Consider the following 16,915-nt stretch of genomic DNA (forward strand, 5'->3'; position numbering starts at 1 on the left):
TGCAAAAATAAGCAAAACCTATGCTACAAAACCTCTTTTAGAAAGAATAAGCTACGGCTGCCACTAAATTTCTTCCTGGAGCACTAATTGAAGAGCCAAATTCTTTGTAATGAATGTCGAATATATTTTGCAATTGAACTTGTATTTTTAAATCGTTACTAACTCTATAATTAGAATTGATGTTTAAAACTTGCCAAGCAGGAGTTCCTTCTTCGTTTGGAGTTTCGTCTAAATTATCTATTCCCTCTACTAAATTATAATCATCTAATTCTTTAGCCAAAGACATTTTATAATCTATCATTACATCAAACTTAGACTTGTACAAACCTAAAGACACATTGGCAAACAATGGTGGTATTGAAGACAAAGGTTGATCTGTATCGTAAGACTTTCCTTTGGTATAAGTAACACTTATATTTGATTTTAAACAATTGATGATTTCTGCAGACGTTCCAAAAGTTCCTCCATAAATATAAGCCTGTCCTTGATTTGTATTGGCTAAAATGGCATCATTTTCAAAAGTATCTCCATCATAATTAATACTTGTACCAAATTCCGATGAAGGAGATCTAGAAATATAATCATCTAACAAAGTATAGTATGTATTGATGTTAAACTTTAATCTTTTTTGAAAAAAGCATTTGTTATATCCTGCTTCTATACTATATAGATGTTCTGGTTTTAATTGTGTGTTAGGTACGGTTAGCTTTCCGGATTTTGATCTAATTTTACCTACATCATCTACATTAGGAGCTCTAAATCCTTTAGATACTACAATACTTATTTTGTCGTTAGTTCTAGGTCTGTGAATGTAACCTATGGAACCTGTTAACGCTGTGTTATGTAACTGAATGGCATTGTCTGGAATGGCAATAGCCACGTTATTATTCCAATTTGCTTTTAACAACGTACTAGTTAATCTAACTCCTAAATTTAACGTATTTTTTTTATCTAACAATTGTCTGTAAGATGTGTAAATAGCAGCACTACTATAAGTACTTCCTCCATCTGGATAACGAGTATCGGCATTAAAAGTTGAACTTACACCAATAATGTTGTTATTTATTACATCAATAGTTTCTCCTTTGGCTGTTGAATTTACGTTGTTGTGAACCAGTTCCATTCCATAAAACAACTTTCTGTTTCCGTCTTTGGTTAATAGTTTGTAAAAGTCGCTATTTAAAGAATATACATCTACTTCTTCAAACCTTAAAGTTCTGTCCAAAGAATTCATTTGCCTGTTAATCCTAGACTCTAAAACATTTTGATATGCCAAAGTAATGGTTCCGTTTTGCAACAAAGATTTGTAATCTTTAAATTTAGTTTGAGCAGAAACCAACAAACGTTGTTGAGGGCCATAGTACCATTCTGCAAACTTTAAATCGGCTCCTTTTTCATCATTTAATTTTCCAAAGTTTGGAATATTGCTAGATTTACTAAACTGACCATTTAACACAACATCTACAGCACTAGATATTGGAAATTTAAATTTTTGTAAGACGTCTAGTTGATTGTATCCCGTATTTTTTTGAATATTTGGATTGCTATTTGGAGAGCTTGTTGGATAATATTTAGTTGCTGTATTTCTAGAATATTTATAAACTTTACCCCAATTATCATAACCATGTGTTCTGTTTTTACCCATTTTTAAATCTCCAAAACTACTATAAGAAACATTAGAAAATGAAGCCCATTTTTTATGAGATGAATAAGAAGAAAAAGCAACAGTTTGCTCATTATTTACAGTGCTATGTCTATAAAAAACATCGTTCTTATTAGAAAACACACCACTATAATTTAATTTTTTGGTGTAATAATGAACAACACCTCCTAAAGCATCGGATCCGTATGCTACAGAAGTAGGTCCAAAAACAACCTCAGCTCTTTCTATAGCCAAAGGGCTTACGCTAATAGAGTTTTGTAAATGTCCGTTTCTATAAATAGCATTATTCATTCTAACACCATCTACTACCAAAAGAATTCTGTTAGATTCCATTCCTCTAATAACAGGAGATCCTCCTCCAAACTGAGATTTTTGAACTCTTACCCCAGGAGTATTAGCCAACATATCTGCAGAGGTTTGTGGCGATAAATTTTCTATATCTTTTTTAGTAATGATTTCTATTTTTTCTGGAATTCGTTGCTTTTTTTCGGCAACTCTAGAAATAGATAGAACAACACTTTGTAAACCTTCGTGTTTTGATTTTAAAAGTACTTCCTCATCAATATCAGCAAGCGTTATTTTTGATGGGAAATAATCATTATGCATAAAAACCAAAATAGCATTTTTGTTTTTTAATGATATTTTAACCTCTCCATTTGCATTTGTAATCCATAGCTTATTAGTCTCGGTATTAAGTACCTTAACTCCTTCTAATTTTTCTTGGGTATATTCATCTATCACTCTAATTTTTTGTGAAAATGAGCTAACGGAAATAAAAAAAATAAAAAATAAAACTCTCAACATTATTCCAACACTTTTGATAAAATATCTAAAGATTTTGGTCTACGAAACGAAACCATGTGAAGTTGATAATATTTTAACAAAAGGTCTAAAACAATAGCTCTCTGATTTTTATTAAACAACGTCTTGTCTAATACATCAAATTTTATGCCTAATGCCATATTAAAAAGATGAAGCTGTTCTCCTTGAATTACATTCATTCCCTGATTTGTAATGTATTTTCCTTCTAACAAATCAAAAAAGTAACCTTTCTCTTTATTGGTTTCATCAGGATAAAAACCTAAACACTTGGTTAACTCTATTAAAAATTTAAGATGAAAATTAGCTACTTGATCGTGATAATCTAACCAAACAATTGCGTTCTCTAAAAAATCAAATAACACATCATTCTCTCCTTCTTCTTCTTTTAAAACAGAGGATAAAAATTCTGACAAAAAAAACACAATAGATTGCTTTAACATATCTACATGTAGTGTTTGAAAAGGGTGTGAAATTTTGGCTTCGGTAATTCTATTTAAACTTCCTTTATTATTATGAGAAGCATTAATCTGTAATATGGATAAAGGGAAAAATTGAGATTTGTTTAATTTTCCTTTTTTCTTATTTAAAATTCCTTGTAATAAATAGTTTTTTACACCTTCTTCACTTGTATAGCACTTTACAATTAAGCTTGTATCACCATACTTTACCGCACTTATTACAATGGCTTTTGTAGCTACTTGCATTAATTTACAATGGCAATTTTAGTAGTTGTATTTTCAGTACCATCGGAGTTAGAAAGTAAAACAATATAAATTCCAGAAGCTACCGAAGTTCCTCTTAAATTCTTTTTATTCCAAACTACTTTACCACCTTGAGATTGCCCATTATCTGACACGTTTGTTTCAAAAACCAATCTACCTGAAACATCTAAAATTTTCACATTTGTTCCATCAGGTATTCCGTTACCATCTTTTGCAACAATTGTAATTTCTTCGTGTCCTATTCTATTTCTGATAGCTGGATTAGGGTAAGCCACTATAGAGGTTATACTAGTTCCAAAAGGCTCTGATTTATTATCATATACAACAACTCCTTTATCGGTTACCATATATATTAAGCCAGTATCTTTATCTAACTCTAAATCAATAACATTATCCGACGGTAGTGGAGAATTTGATGAGTTAAAAATGTTAAACGTAGTTTGTGCATCTGATGAAGTATAGATAACACCTGCACCACTGGTAGCAAACCATTTGTTATTTGCTTGATCAATTAAAATTTCGTTTACTTGTGTTTCACCTAAAAACTCTCTAGCAATTCCATTTTCTTCTATAATCACTTTATTTGCAGCTCTCTTTGTTTCATTAAATAAATTTTGATAATCATCAAAAACAACTAAACCTAAATCTGTTCCAATCCAAATTTTATTATTTTCATCAGACACTACCGATAAAACTTCACCTGAAGGCAACTCTCCTTTACCCCTTAAAGCATTGATAACTCCAAATTTTCTATCCTTTTCTTTCTCAACAGGATCTGCATTAAACACTAACACTCCATTAAAAGTAGTTCCTGCAAAAATGTTGTTATTAGCATCTACAAACATTTTATTAAGACCTTTTATTACTCCTCCATTATAAGCTAGTTCTGGAAATTGTACATTTTGAATCCATCTATCTACTCCTGACTTTGTTCCATCATACATTGTAAATATTTTGTTATTCTTGGCTCTTGAATTTCCCACCCAAACCATGTTATTATTATCTACAATTAAATCTGAAACCCAATCTACACTTGTATTATTAGTTTCATTATGTCCTGGTAACAATCCTGAGGTATTTACTTGATTCCATCTAGTTTTATACTCATAGTTATTAAATTCTAAAACCCCTTTAGAATAGCTACCTCCTAAAGCTATAGAATCATCAAAAGGATCTAAAATTATTTTAGTACAATCTTGACTAGAACCTATCTGATTGTAGGCTAAAGAATTCCATGTAGATTCTTTAAAATAATCTACACCTATTCTTTTTCCTAAACCATTGTAACCATCTGTAGCAAAACCACCATAGACGATCCATTTTTGATTGTTTTTTACTGTAATAGTAAAAGCATCATTTCTTGTTGGACCTTCTGGATGTATTTCCTGATACGTGTTTTTATCTGTTAAAGCTGTAAATAGAACTCCATAAGCGTTAGATTCAAAATAGATGTAATTATTGTTTACAATTGCTTTTTCTGTTGTGAATGAGTGACTTGTTGATGCACTTAAATTTACGTCATCAATTTTTTGATAATTTATGTTATCATATATGTTTACCAAACTAGCTGTAGTAACTACTATAGTATTATTATAAATACTTAAACTTTGAATACTATTAGACTCACTAATAATAGCAGTTGATGTATTATTAGTTGAATAAATTTTATTTCCTAAAGAAAATACAACCTCATTAGCCACCATCATTAACTCTTGAACATTTCCACTAATTACCTGATTCCAATTATTAAAATTAATAGGACTAGATGAATTGTTTTCTGAAAGATCAAAAGAATATAATCCACCTTCTGTAGCTGCATACAATATTTGATTATCTACAATTACTTTATTTACCTTAGATGGAATTCCATCATTAGATAATCTGTAAGAGTCTCCAAATTCTAAAGCATCAATATTTACTTCTACAATTCCAAAATCTCCATATATAAAAGCAAAATTTCCATTTCTATAAAAACCTTTAACCTCTTTGTCTACCAATATTAAATTGTCTTTAACACCTGTTAGTGGTGTTATATCATCAGTATTAGAAATAATTTCTACCAATCCGTTTTCGTAACCAATAATAACATTGTCAGAAATATGATCATAAGAAACACTACTTGTTGTATTTCCAGACAATCCATTTACAGATGAAAACTTGTTTATATCCTGCGTATCTAAATCATAAATAAACATGGCATTTTCAGAAATTGCATATAATTTATTTCCTACTATTGTAAAATCTTTTACATCGTTGTAAGAATATAGATCTTGCCATTGATTGGAAAAGTCCTTTTGAGCAAACAAAGAATGACTTAGTATAAGTAAGAAACCTAAAAAATATTTCATATTACTATTTATAATTTGAATTGTAACAAATGTAAAACATAATAAACAAATTAATATTGATTAAACCTTATGAATTACAAAGAAATAGAACGTAAATTTTTAGTAAACAATCTTGATTTTATAAAAGAAAGTTTCCAAAACAATAGAATTGAACAAGGTTATCTAAACTCTCACAAAGAAAGAGCTGTTAGAGTACGAATTAAAAACAATCAAGGATATTTAACCATTAAAGGAGAATCTAACCAAGCAGGAACTACAAGATTTGAGTGGGAAAAAGAAATTTCTGTTTCAGAAGCCACACAATTGTTAGCCATTTGTGAACCTGGAGTTATTAGCAAAACAAGATATTTAGTAAAAAACAATGAACACACTTACGAAGTGGATGTTTTTGATGGAGACAACAAAGGCTTAATTGTTGCAGAAATTGAACTGAGTGATGAACAAGAAGCTTTTAACAAACCAAATTGGTTAGGTGATGAAGTTACTGGGCAGGTAAAATATTACAACTCTCAACTAAGTAAAAAACCTTTTGCAAATTGGTAATTATTTTATGGTGTGGTAGTAAATAGAAATAAAGTGGCATAAACTACCTAACAACACCAAAATATGGAAAATAGCGTGGTTGTATTTTATTTTATTGGCAGCAAAAAAATAGGCTCCTACAGAATAAAATATTCCACCCAATAGCAACCAACGTTGTCCCCAAAGTGGTAAGTTTTGCATTAAGGGTTTTAGAAAAAAAATAATTAGCCACCCCATAATTAAATAGGAAAACACAGATATTATTTTATATCTACCTATAAAATATATTTTATACACAATACCTAAAATTGCTACTGTCCAAGAAATTCCAAACACCAACCAACCTAATTTTCCATCTAACACTATCAAAGAAATAGGAGCATAAGAACCTGCAATTAACACGTAAATTGCAGAGTGATCTAAAATATTTAAATAATACCTTACCTTTCTGTTAATAGCACTATGGTATAAAGTAGATGCTGCATATAATAATATCATACTTACTCCATAAATAGCATAACTAATAATAGTATTGGTATCCCTAGAAACAACTGCCTTGTACATTAAAAAAGGAAACACAAAAAGACTTAAGAAAAAACCAATTGCGTGAGACCACACATTCCATTTTTCCTCAACGGCTTCGTAATATTTCACTTTAAAGTCCATAAGGGTTTCTTTTCTTATTAATTTACGAAAAAAGCCATTAATTAACAATTGTTAAATTGTGTTTTTACTAAATAAATAACAGGGTTTCCTCGCTTATTTTTAATGAAAGTGTACTTTTGTAGCAAACATTATTTTTTAGAGAATATGGCAAGAATTTTAACGGGTGTACAAAGCACAGGAACTCCACATTTAGGAAACTTATTAGGAGCAATTATCCCTGCTATTGAAATGGCAAACAACCCTGCAAATGAATCTTTTTTATTTATTGCAGATTTGCATTCATTAACCCAAATAAAAGACGGAAACACCTTAAAACAAAACACCTATAGCACTGCTGCTGCTTGGTTGGCTTTTGGATTAGACATTAATAAAACTATTTTTTACAGACAAAGTGCAATTCCACAAACTACAGAACTTACTTGGTATTTAAACTGTTTTTTTCCGTATCAAAGATTAACATTAGCACACTCTTTTAAAGATAAAGCTGATAGACTAGAAGATGTAAACGCTGGTTTGTTTGATTATCCTATGCTAATGGCTGCTGATATTTTATTGTATGATGCAGAAGTAGTACCCGTAGGAAAAGATCAACTACAACATTTAGAAATTACTCGTGATGTTGCTAGTAGATTTAACCATCAAATGGGAGAAACTTTTGTGTTACCTGATGCTAAAATTCAAGAAGGAACCAAATACATTCCTGGTACCAACGGTGGAAAAATGAGTAAATCTCAAGGAAACATTATTGATATTTTTCAAGATGACAAAAAATTGCGCAAGCAAGTCATGAAAATTGAAACTGACAGTACTCCTTTAGAAGAGCCTAAAAACCCAGATACCTGTAACTTATTTGCTTTGTATAAAATACTAGCTTCTAAGGAACAAATTGCAGAAATGAGAGCAAATTACGAAGGAGGTAATTATGGTTACGGACATGCCAAACAAGCTTTTTACGAATTGTTAATAGAACAGTTTAAAGAGCAAAGAGCAAAGTATAACTACTACATAGAAAACACACAAGAAATTGACAAAGCTTTAGCTATTGGAGCAGAAAAAGCTACCAAAATAGCCAACGAAACGCTACAAAGAGTACGATTAAAACTTGGTTATTAATAAACTAAAAAAGGAGCTGATTTAAAATCAGCTCCTTTTTTTATGATTAGAATTATTTAAAGAACTTTTTTATTCTTTTATAACAATTGTTTTATCCTCTGCAGTAAAGTCTTTTGTATTTACTTTTATATTAATAACTCCATCCTTTATAGCCTTTACAAAAACAACTGCTTTTCCTTTATAAAAATCTCTTTTAGGAGTTGTTAACTTCTGTAAATTTGTTGGATCTCCGTTCCCAGAAGCTAAGAATTTACCTGCTCCAGAAACCTCAATATTTAATAACTTATCATAATTTGGTTGCCAATTTCCATCACTATCAACCACAGAAATTACATATACTGCTACTTCTCCTTTTTTGATGTTGATAACTTCAGGTTCAATTTTAATTTTTGTAGCTTTTTTTGCCGTTTTATAAATAAGTTCTTCTTGTTTTTTACCTCTTTTATTATAAGCAACTATTTTTATTTCTCCAGGAACATAAGTAATATCTTCCCATATAATAGCGTAAGCTTTCATTAAGTCAAAAGAAGCCCCTCCAGATCCGTGAATTTTAAAATCTTTATTTAAAAACTTAGAAGCATCTAATTTTTCTTTTGTTTTAACACCTTTACTCACACCGTTTACAAATAGTTCTGCTTTGGCATAGTTGGTATAACAAACTACCGGAAACTGAGTTCCTTCTTTTGCCGGATCTGACCAATGTGGAAAAGCATGTAAAACTTTTTCTTTTGCATTCCAACGTTCTTTATACATGTAAAACTTATCTTTTTCTAAACCTACAAAATCTATAGGAGCAAAATAAGAACTACGAGATTTGGCATCGTGATATGGTGATGGTTCTCCTAAATAATCATATCCGGTCCAAACAAATTCTCCATAAACCGTTGGGTTGTAATCTTGAGAAGCAAACTCTTTATACGCAGGATATCCCCATGGAACATTTGTTGTTTCGTAATTTCCTGGATATCCATCTTTATATACTTTTGTATTTGCAGACACCCCATTAGCTCTTCTTAAAGTATCAAAAACTACAGGAAATTTATAGGTATTTCTTAAACTTACAGCCCCTCCTGTTTCGCTTGCAAAGAACTTTAAATTAAGATATTTTTCACGAAATAAATGATAAGATCCTGGCTTGTAATTAAAACCTGCAACATCTACTTTTAAAGCCATACCGCTTTCTAAAGCAGCAATAGAATTGTTAAATCCACAAGTAGTAGCACGTGTAGTATCTATAGCTTTTACAATGTTGTTTAAATAGTCTGTAATATTATTTGGATCGTGTTTATATTGTTCCATAATTTCATTACCAATACTCCACATAATTACACTAGGGTGATTGCGATCACGGTAAATCATTTCTTCTAAATCTATTTTAGCCCACTTGTCAAAATGCTTTGAATATCCATTTTTTACTTTTCCTATTTGCCACTCATCAAAAGCTTCATCAATAGCTAAAAAACCATGTTTATCACATAAATCTAACGCTTCTGGAGCAGGTGGGTTATGAGAAAAACGAATTGCGTTTACTCCCATTTCTTTTAATTTTAGCAACTGTCTTTCGAATAAGTTTGGATAAAAAGCTCCCCCTGTAGGCCCTAAATCATGATGCATATTTACTCCATTAAAACGAACTTTTTTATCGTTTAAATAAAATCCATCTACTGCAAATTCTAGTTTTCTAATTCCAAAAGGTGTTATGGTTTCATCTACCACTTGTCCATTAGAAAGCAATGTAGTTTTTAATTGATACATATTTGGATTTTCAACACTCCAAAGTTTTGGTCTTTTTACCTGAAATGAGACGGTTGCTACTTTAGTTTTAGAAGCATTAACTTCTTTATCTGAAGATAAAATAGAAACTCCTTTAGCATTGATAATTTCATTTTTTACCGTTACAACTCCTTTTCCTACAATTTGAATTTCGGCATTTATTTTTGCTGATTTTTTTGTTACTACTGGAGTAGTTACAAAGGTTCCCCAAACAGGAATATGATTTTGTTCTTTTTGAATTAAAGATACTTTTCTATACAATCCTGCTCCAGGATACCAACGAGACTGACTGTTAAAGTTTTCTAAACGAACAGCAATTACATTGGTTCCTTTTTTTAAGTGCTTACTAATATTAAAATGAAAAGAAATGTATCCGTTAGGTCTTTGCCCAACGTAGTTTCCGTTTACATATACTTTTGCGTGGCTCATTGCCCCATCAAATAACAATTCGTAAACTTTAGATGTATCATTAATTGTAAAATGTGTTCTATACCAACCTACCCCTGTATAAGGAAGTGCCCCAGATCTACCCATACGAAGTCTTGGTTTTCTTTCTCCATCTTGTACCACCATTGTTAATTGTACATCATTAGAAAAATCAAAATCTCCTTCTGCAGCCCAATCATGAGGTACGGTTACATCTCTCCAGTCTGTAGTATCAAACTCTTCTTGAAAAGAAGCTCCATCATCATATTGAGAGAATTTCCAGTGTTCTAATAAATTCACTTTTCGTCCTTGAGCAATAGTTACACTAAATGAACAAATTAGAATTAAGAATGCTATGTGTTTTTTCATAAGTAAAGGGAATTAAATAGTTTTCTCTTGTTAAAAGCTTAACAGTTATTATTTTTTTACATCTACTAATTTATAGGTACGTATATAGTCTATGTAGGCTGTTCTATCTTTTTTATTAGCGCTAGCAACCTTACCTCCATCTTTAGGAATTGGATTCCAGTCGTAAGCTTCAATAGAAAAATGAATAAACATCTGTTGGTCAAATTCTGCAGGAGGATTTAAGGTATATACATGCTTACCGTCTAAATAGAAAAGTAATTCTGTTGGACTTTTCCACCAACATCCGTAAGTATAAAATTTCTCAGAGTTTTTTACCTCTGGCAAAATCATTCCTTGATCTCTTTCTGCTTTGTTACATTTTGTTTCTCTAAAAATGGTATTAGAGTGCATAATTTTATCCCACTTTTTACCCCATTCTTGAGCCAATGGAGAAACAGAACCTATAGATTCTGTAATATCTATTTCGTGTTTTTTTCCACAAATACCTCTAGACATTAACCAAAAACCACCTCCCATTTCGGTTTTACTCATTTTAAATTTACTTTCAAAATAATGACCGTAGCTTATCGCTTTAGAGGCTCTAATAATACCACCGTAATAATTGTAAGTAGATGGTTTTTTATATTTATGACTTACATACGTTTTTTTTAACGCTCCTACCTCAATAGTCATTTGACCATTTTTAACATTGATAGAACTTTCTTTAAAAAGCGCTGGAGGTCTACCTATCCAACCAAAATCTGGATGCCCTTCAGGATCTGCAATCCATTTTTTCTTATTTAAAGATTTTCCATCAAACTCATCAGATAATCCATCTATCAATTCCCAAGATTTTCCTTCCGGAGCTTTAATTTGGGCAAATAAGATTGAAAGATTGGTAAGTAAGCATAAAATAAATAGTAGCCTGTTTTTGTTCATTGCAATTAGTATTTTAATTAAACACCAGAACATCAAAAATCTACTATTAACAATGTATTATCTTGTTTTTTATTAACCAATAATTAAACTTTATTCCCTTTAAACAACTAAAAGCATCTCTAACGAGATGCTTTTAGTTGTTTTTTTTAAGGTGCCGGATTGGGCTGTAACTTATGGATTTCATCAATTTCTGTTAACAACTCTTCTGACAACTCTACGTTGATGGTTGCAATGTTTTGTTTTAATTGCTCCATTTTGGTGGCTCCAATAATTGTAGATGTTATAAAAGGTTGCTGTGCTATAAAAGCTAAAGAAAGTTCTACCAAGCTTAAATTGTGTTTTTGAGCTAACTCATTATATTTTTCGGCTAAAAACATAGCTTCTTTATTGCTATATCTATTGTAATTTGGAAACAAATCTATTCTAGATTTTTTTGGAATTTGATTGTTAAAATATTTACCAGATAAAACTCCAAATCCTAATGGAGAATAGGCCAATAACCCAACATTTTCTCTCATACTTACCTCAGCCATTCCCACTTCGTAACTTCTGTTTAGCAAAGAATATGGATTTTGTATGGTTTTACAACGCGTTAAATTGTTTTTATCCGACTCATTTAAATGCCTTATGGTTCCCCAAGGAGTTTCGTTAGACAATCCGTAGTGACGAATTTTTCCTTGTTTTACCAAAGAATCCATTGTTTCTACTAATTCTGCTATTTTATCATCCCATTGTTCTGTTGGATTATGCTTGTAATTTAGTTTTCCGAAAAAATTTACATTTCTATCTGGCCAGTGTAATTGATACACGTCTATATAATCCGTTTGCAAGCGTTTTAAGTTTTTTTCAACCGTTTCTAACACCAATTCTTTTGTGTATTGCTGTGGCTCTCTTATGTAAGAAAGACCTGGGTTAGGTCCTGCTATTTTACTTGCAATAACTAAATCTTCTCTTTTTTTGTTTTTTAACCAAGTTCCTATAATTCTTTCTGAACTTCCTTGTGTTTCTTTTCTACCAGGAATAGAATATAATTCGGCAGTATCAATAAAATTAACTCCTTGTTCAAAAGCATATTCTAATTGCTCGTGACCTTCGGCTTCGGTATTTTGTTCTCCCCAAGTCATACTTCCTAAACAAATTTTAGAAACTTTTATGTCTGTATTTGGGATTTTTGTGTATTTCATTTTATTTACTTTTTTGGGAAAATAAAAGTACAAAAAAAGCATTTGAAAAATTTCAAATGCTTTTTTAATATGACTTGCTTATGTATTTGGCTTTACTTTTTTTTTACGACCTCCGCTTGATTTGATCTTTTTTGAAAATATTCCAATACTTTTACAATTATCAAAATTGTTTTTACCATTTACTTTTACTACACCATCTGATGGAATTGAACTAGGAAAACCAAAAGCTTTTACATTACTAATAGCAATACCTGTAGTACTCCCATTTTTTATTGAGTGTAATGAAGGACCTCTATAACTTTCAAAATCTAATCCTATTTCTACAGCCAAACCTTTTTCTGGATTTGTAGGATCTGCTCCTTTATCAATTCTTAATTCACAGGGTAAATAACGAAAGTTTTTTGATTTAATTTGTGCATTTTGTCCAAAAATTGCAGTTACATTTTCTACTGTAGATACACCTGAAAAAGAACCTGGTGTAATTCCAAAAGCAGCAATATCTAAACCAGCAGCTTCTTCTCTACTAAAATTGTTTATAAACCCATAACCTGCATCTTGACAACTTTCTACATGAATATTTTTAATAAAAACTCTTCCTTGATGTATAGTGTGAGGAGACATAGAAAAAGCAGAATGTCCATCTTTACAAGAAATGTGATCCAAATAAACTAAATCAATTTTTGGTTGTTTATCAATCGTTAAAGGTAAACCTATACCATCTCTTGTATATACAGGGGCAGAACCCACAGGTCTAAACAATTGATTAATATTTAATCCTGATTCTAGTCTTACAATAATACCTCCTGTTCCACTTAAATTTCTGTAAACAATATTTTTTCCTGCCTGCATTTGTACCAAACCATAACCAAAAGCTCCATTTAAATTCTCTATATTTTCTATAATTCCTTTATTAGGAGCTCCATATACCTTGCTTATTAATTTTGATCTTGCAGCATTTTTATTGGCAGATTTTCCAGCTCCTTTTTCTACAGGAAATACAGTTATTGTACTAAACTCTGGAGATAAAGCAATAGAGGATGGTTGTGTATATTGATCTATAATGATAAAGTTTGACAGTTTAAAATTGGTAGCATTCCCAATTCTAATAACTGCACTTTTCTTGGTTTTAGGGCTTTTATTTCCGTACTTAAATTTAATGATGAATCTATCATCTTTTCCTCCTGTTTTTCTATTATCTGTTCCCAAACCTTGAAAACTAAAATTAGTTAACGGTTGTTCTGAGCCACTTTGAGCAGAAAATATAGTTCCGGTTCCATCTAACTCAAAAACAACTCTAGGCTCTACTTTAATATGAATATTACTTTTAAAAACAAGTCCGCCAGTTACTTTATAAGTCCCCGATTTAATTTTTATGACTCCTCCTTTTTTGGTAAATTCATTTATTTTTTTTGGATAACCTTATTAATAGCTTCTCCTTTAGAGTAATTTACTTCACTCTCAAGTATCTCAATAAAATTTGCCCCCTCACTAGGATTAAAATAAAAGGAATCCTTTTGTTGTGTTTGACTAAAACAACTTATAGATATTAATAATATAATTAGTTTCTTCATAATGTTCTACTTCTTTAATTTGATGATAAAAATAATTAAACCAACTATGCTCTATGTATTTCGTCATCAATTAGATGTGCATTTAAATTTTTAAAAAAAAAATGATGTTCTTTAGGGTTTTACATATTTCTATGAGTCCTGTTTTATAAAAAAGCAAGCCATTTAAAAGTTCAAATGACTTGCTTTAGCAAGTACAAAATAGATGTTTTTTATATCTTAATTAATTTTTTATGAGTAGTGCTTTCTCCATCATTTATATTTAAATAATAAACACCTGGTAACAAACCGGATAAATCTAATTTTAGCGTTTTATCTACTTTTATGTTCTTAACTAAGCTTCCTAGATTATTATAAATATTGATGTTAACTATTTTTAAATCCTCGTTTTTTAAATCAATCTGTACAAAAGAGTTGGTTGGATTTGGAGAAATTATATAATCATCAGAAGTTATTTTAGAAAGAGTAAGTGGTGTTCCTCCTTCATCTGGATTTAATGGGTTTGGCGTGTTTTTATCTTTATTAGGAATAAATGGGGTTTGAGAAAATTTCCCAATACTATTACAAGTTTCAAAATCGTTTTCCGGACCACTAATAACTCCATTTGCAGGAACTGTTCCTCCAAATCCATTAGCTGTTACAGTAGATTCATCAAAATTAATACTGTAAGAATAATCTACTCCATTAATAACATTTCCGTGTACAGATCCATAATCTATAGTTGCTAAAGAAGGACCTCTATAACTTTCAAAATCTAAACCTTTATTAACAGCTACTCCAAAATTAGGATCTCCTGCAATTTCTCCTTTATCTATTCTTAAAGAACAAGGAATTAAATCAAAGTTTTTAGATTTTAATTGAGCATTTTGTCCAAATGTTCCTTTTACATTTCTTACTACAGAATTTGATGCATAAGAACCTGGTAAAATTTGAAAAGAATCTATATCTAATCCGGCAGAAACTTCTCTAGAAAAATTATTTATAAAACCATCGCTTATTTCTCCTGTAAACTCACAACTTTTAGAAGTGATATTAATAAGGCTTACAAACCCTTGATTAATGGTATGCGGAGACATTGTAAAAGCAGCATGACCATTTTTACAACTAATATTTGTAGCAAATACCTTATTAATTTTTGGTTGATTGTCTATTGTTAAAGGCAATCCTTCTGTAATATTTGAACCTGATCCAGAAGAGGGTCTAACTTTATATCCCGATGCACTGCTATTATCTTTTATATAAGTTGGTAGACTATTTAAAGGTCTAAATAACTGAGTTAAATTTAATCCTGATTCTAATCTTAAAATAACCCCACCAGAACCGCTTAAATTTCTATACACTATATTTTCTCCTGCTTGCATTTGTACCAAACCATAACCATAGGCTCCATTCTCATTAGTAATGTTTTCTATAATTCCTTTGTTAGGCACTCCGTAAACCTTATTGATTAATTTAGATTTTCCTGCTATGCTTTTGGTAGGATCATTAGGATCTTTAGCATTAGGATACATTGTTTTTGTACTAAATTCTGCCGACAAAGCAATTGATGACGGTTGTGTATATTGGTCTATAATTTTAAAATTTGACAGTTTAAAATTAGCAGCATTTCCTATTCTAATTACGGCACTTTTTTTAGTATCTGAACTTACATTTTCATATTTAAATTTTATAACAAATCTATCATCTGTTCCTCCTGTAGCTGTATTGTCTGTTCCTAAACCTACCAAGCTAAAATTAGTTAAAGGAGTTTCTGAACCGCTTTGTGCAGAAAAGATAGTACCATCACCATCTAATTCAAAAATAACTCCCGCTTCTACTTTAATATGTACATTACTTTTTAAAACAATACCACTGGCAATTTTATAAGTCCCCGATTTAATCTTTATAACTCCTCCATTAGTGGTAAATGCATCTATTTTTTCTTGGATTTTAGAATTGATTACTTCTCCTGTGGAATAGTTTACATTATTAGCTTTAATTTTTGCAAATCCTGGTCCTACAGTAGGATCAAAATAAAAAGAATCTGCTTTTTGATTTTGACTAAAGCATGTTACTGATACAAATAATAGTAATAGTAGTTTTTTCATGATTATATAATTTGATTTTTAGTTTTCTAAACTTAAAGGAGAATACTAAAAAAAACGTACTAGTGAGTTCTTAAATTGTTAGTATAAGTTTGTAAATACTAGCCTATTGTAAAACTCATAAGTACATCAAAAAAAGCCTTACTGAATACAGTGCCCCCAAAAAGTTAGACACAATTTGGGGGCATTTTATGTATAGAAAGGTAAAGTTTAGTATTGAGTTTAAAAAAGAATGTATGACTTTAATATTTTTAAAGCATCGTTCAGTTAGTCGTGTTTCAAAAGAGAAAGGAGTTTCAATACGTTTATTAGGTCGTTGGAAAAATCTTTATGAGCAGAAAGGTATTAAGGGATTGATTCCTAAAAAGACCAAAATATATTCCTCCTTGTTTAAGTTAAAAGTTCTGAATGTTATCACTAAATATTCTATATCACTAGAACAAGCTTGTATAGATTTTGATATAGGAAGTAGTGCTTCTATTGTTAATTGGCAAAGGTGTTATAAGTCTAATGGTTTTGTAGGTTTGCAAAACAAACCCAAAGGAAAAGCACGTGTTATGAAGAATAAGTCATTAAAAAAGAAACTTAACCCTTCTCTGACAAGAGAAGAGGAATTAGTACAGGCGAACAAATCATTAAAAGCAGAACTTGATTACTTAAAAAAGTTGCAAGCTTTAGTTCAAGCCAGAGTGTCCAAAGAGAAAAGGCCTTAGCTATTGATGAATTAAGGCCTAAAC

General features: G+C 30.7%; 13 protein-coding genes. 3 read left to right on the plus strand and 10 right to left on the minus strand.

The window, feature by feature from the left end; translation table 11 throughout:
- Positions 1-37: 37 nt before the first annotated feature.
- From GGR97_RS04680 to porZ, 3 genes are all read right to left on the minus strand, one after another.
- Positions 38-2,404 carry a TonB-dependent receptor plug domain-containing protein gene (locus GGR97_RS04680; protein WP_317165739.1) on the minus strand — a complete coding sequence of 789 codons (2,367 nt, stop codon included), beginning with the start codon at positions 2,402-2,404 and terminating at the stop codon, positions 38-40.
- Between the two features lie 62 nt (positions 2,405-2,466).
- A complete protein-coding gene (gene recO, locus GGR97_RS04685) occupies positions 2,467-3,189 on the minus strand; it encodes a DNA repair protein RecO (RefSeq protein ID WP_167897356.1) in 723 nt (240 codons plus the stop codon).
- Complete coding sequence (porZ, locus tag GGR97_RS04690; RefSeq protein WP_167897357.1) at positions 3,189-5,555, minus strand: type IX secretion system anionic LPS delivery protein PorZ; 2,367 nt, start codon at positions 5,553-5,555, stop codon at positions 3,189-3,191. Before porZ ends, recO begins: the two co-directional genes overlap by 1 nt.
- Positions 5,556-5,624: 69 nt before the next feature.
- Here porZ and GGR97_RS04695 point away from each other — a divergent pair, with 69 nt between their 5' ends.
- On the plus strand, positions 5,625-6,098 hold the full coding sequence (locus GGR97_RS04695; protein WP_167897358.1) for a CYTH domain-containing protein: 474 nt from the start codon (positions 5,625-5,627) through the stop codon (positions 6,096-6,098).
- On the opposite strand, the gene trhA is transcribed toward GGR97_RS04695, so the two are convergent.
- Positions 6,099-6,743 (minus strand): PAQR family membrane homeostasis protein TrhA, encoded by a 645-nt coding sequence (trhA, locus tag GGR97_RS04700; RefSeq protein ID WP_167897359.1) that lies wholly within the window; start codon positions 6,741-6,743, stop codon positions 6,099-6,101.
- Positions 6,744-6,887: 144 nt separating this feature from the next.
- Here trhA and trpS point away from each other — a divergent pair, with 144 nt between their 5' ends.
- Entirely contained in the window at positions 6,888-7,856 is a 969-nt protein-coding gene (gene trpS / locus GGR97_RS04705) for a tryptophan--tRNA ligase (RefSeq protein ID WP_167897360.1), read from the plus strand.
- A gap of 69 nt (positions 7,857-7,925) precedes the next feature.
- Here trpS and GGR97_RS04710 read toward each other — a convergent pair whose 3' ends face one another.
- The 6 genes from GGR97_RS04710 to GGR97_RS04735 all read right to left on the minus strand — a co-directional run bounded on the left by GGR97_RS04710 (position 7,926) and on the right by GGR97_RS04735 (position 16,181).
- Positions 7,926-10,424 carry a glycoside hydrolase family 2 TIM barrel-domain containing protein gene (locus GGR97_RS04710; protein ID WP_167897361.1) on the minus strand — a complete coding sequence of 833 codons (2,499 nt, stop codon included), beginning with the start codon at positions 10,422-10,424 and terminating at the stop codon, positions 7,926-7,928.
- A gap of 48 nt (positions 10,425-10,472) precedes the next feature.
- Positions 10,473-11,342 carry a LamG domain-containing protein gene (locus tag GGR97_RS04715; protein WP_167897362.1) on the minus strand — a complete coding sequence of 290 codons (870 nt, stop codon included), beginning with the start codon at positions 11,340-11,342 and terminating at the stop codon, positions 10,473-10,475.
- Between the two features lie 146 nt (positions 11,343-11,488).
- A complete protein-coding gene (locus tag GGR97_RS04720; RefSeq protein ID WP_167897363.1) occupies positions 11,489-12,526 on the minus strand; it encodes an aldo/keto reductase in 1,038 nt (345 codons plus the stop codon).
- Between the two features lie 78 nt (positions 12,527-12,604).
- Positions 12,605-13,732, minus strand: coding sequence for a hypothetical protein (locus GGR97_RS04725; protein ID WP_167897364.1), 1,128 nt, complete (start codon positions 13,730-13,732; stop codon positions 12,605-12,607).
- A gap of 194 nt (positions 13,733-13,926) precedes the next feature.
- Positions 13,927-14,097: a hypothetical protein gene (locus GGR97_RS04730; protein ID WP_167897365.1), complete on the minus strand. Its 171-nt coding sequence runs from the start codon at positions 14,095-14,097 to the stop codon at positions 13,927-13,929.
- A 209-nt stretch (positions 14,098-14,306) separates the two neighbouring features.
- A complete protein-coding gene (locus GGR97_RS04735; protein WP_167897366.1) occupies positions 14,307-16,181 on the minus strand; it encodes a T9SS type A sorting domain-containing protein in 1,875 nt (624 codons plus the stop codon).
- 188 nt (positions 16,182-16,369) lie between these two features.
- On the opposite strand from GGR97_RS04735, the gene GGR97_RS04740 reads away from it, so the two are divergent.
- Positions 16,370-16,891 carry a helix-turn-helix domain-containing protein gene (locus GGR97_RS04740; RefSeq protein WP_167897367.1) on the plus strand — a complete coding sequence of 174 codons (522 nt, stop codon included), beginning with the start codon at positions 16,370-16,372 and terminating at the stop codon, positions 16,889-16,891.
- The last annotated feature ends 24 nt before the right edge of the window (positions 16,892-16,915 follow it).

The organism is Wenyingzhuangia aestuarii, assembly GCF_011927765.1.
GTDB classification, from domain to species: Bacteria; Bacteroidota; Bacteroidia; order Flavobacteriales; family Flavobacteriaceae; genus Wenyingzhuangia; species Wenyingzhuangia aestuarii.

Bases quoted from the DNA above. Each gene is read 5' to 3' on its own strand.
- GGR97_RS04710 (WP_167897361.1), bottom strand. From the start codon at position 10,424: ATGAAAAAACACATAGCATTCTTAATTCTAATTTGTTCATTTAGTGTA.
- GGR97_RS04695 (WP_167897358.1), top strand. From the start codon at position 5,625: ATGAATTACAAAGAAATAGAACGTAAATTTTTAGTAAACAATCTTGAT.
- porZ (WP_167897357.1), bottom strand. From the start codon at position 5,555: ATGAAATATTTTTTAGGTTTCTTACTTATACTAAGTCATTCTTTGTTT.
- recO (WP_167897356.1), bottom strand. From the start codon at position 3,189: ATGCAAGTAGCTACAAAAGCCATTGTAATAAGTGCGGTAAAGTATGGT.
- GGR97_RS04715 (WP_167897362.1), bottom strand. From the start codon at position 11,342: ATGAACAAAAACAGGCTACTATTTATTTTATGCTTACTTACCAATCTT.
- trhA (WP_167897359.1), bottom strand. From the start codon at position 6,743: ATGGACTTTAAAGTGAAATATTACGAAGCCGTTGAGGAAAAATGGAAT.
- GGR97_RS04740 (WP_167897367.1), top strand. From the start codon at position 16,370: ATGTATAGAAAGGTAAAGTTTAGTATTGAGTTTAAAAAAGAATGTATG.
- GGR97_RS04735 (WP_167897366.1), bottom strand. From the start codon at position 16,181: ATGAAAAAACTACTATTACTATTATTTGTATCAGTAACATGCTTTAGT.
- GGR97_RS04730 (WP_167897365.1), bottom strand. From the start codon at position 14,097: ATGAAGAAACTAATTATATTATTAATATCTATAAGTTGTTTTAGTCAA.
- trpS (WP_167897360.1), top strand. From the start codon at position 6,888: ATGGCAAGAATTTTAACGGGTGTACAAAGCACAGGAACTCCACATTTA.
- GGR97_RS04720 (WP_167897363.1), bottom strand. From the start codon at position 12,526: ATGAAATACACAAAAATCCCAAATACAGACATAAAAGTTTCTAAAATT.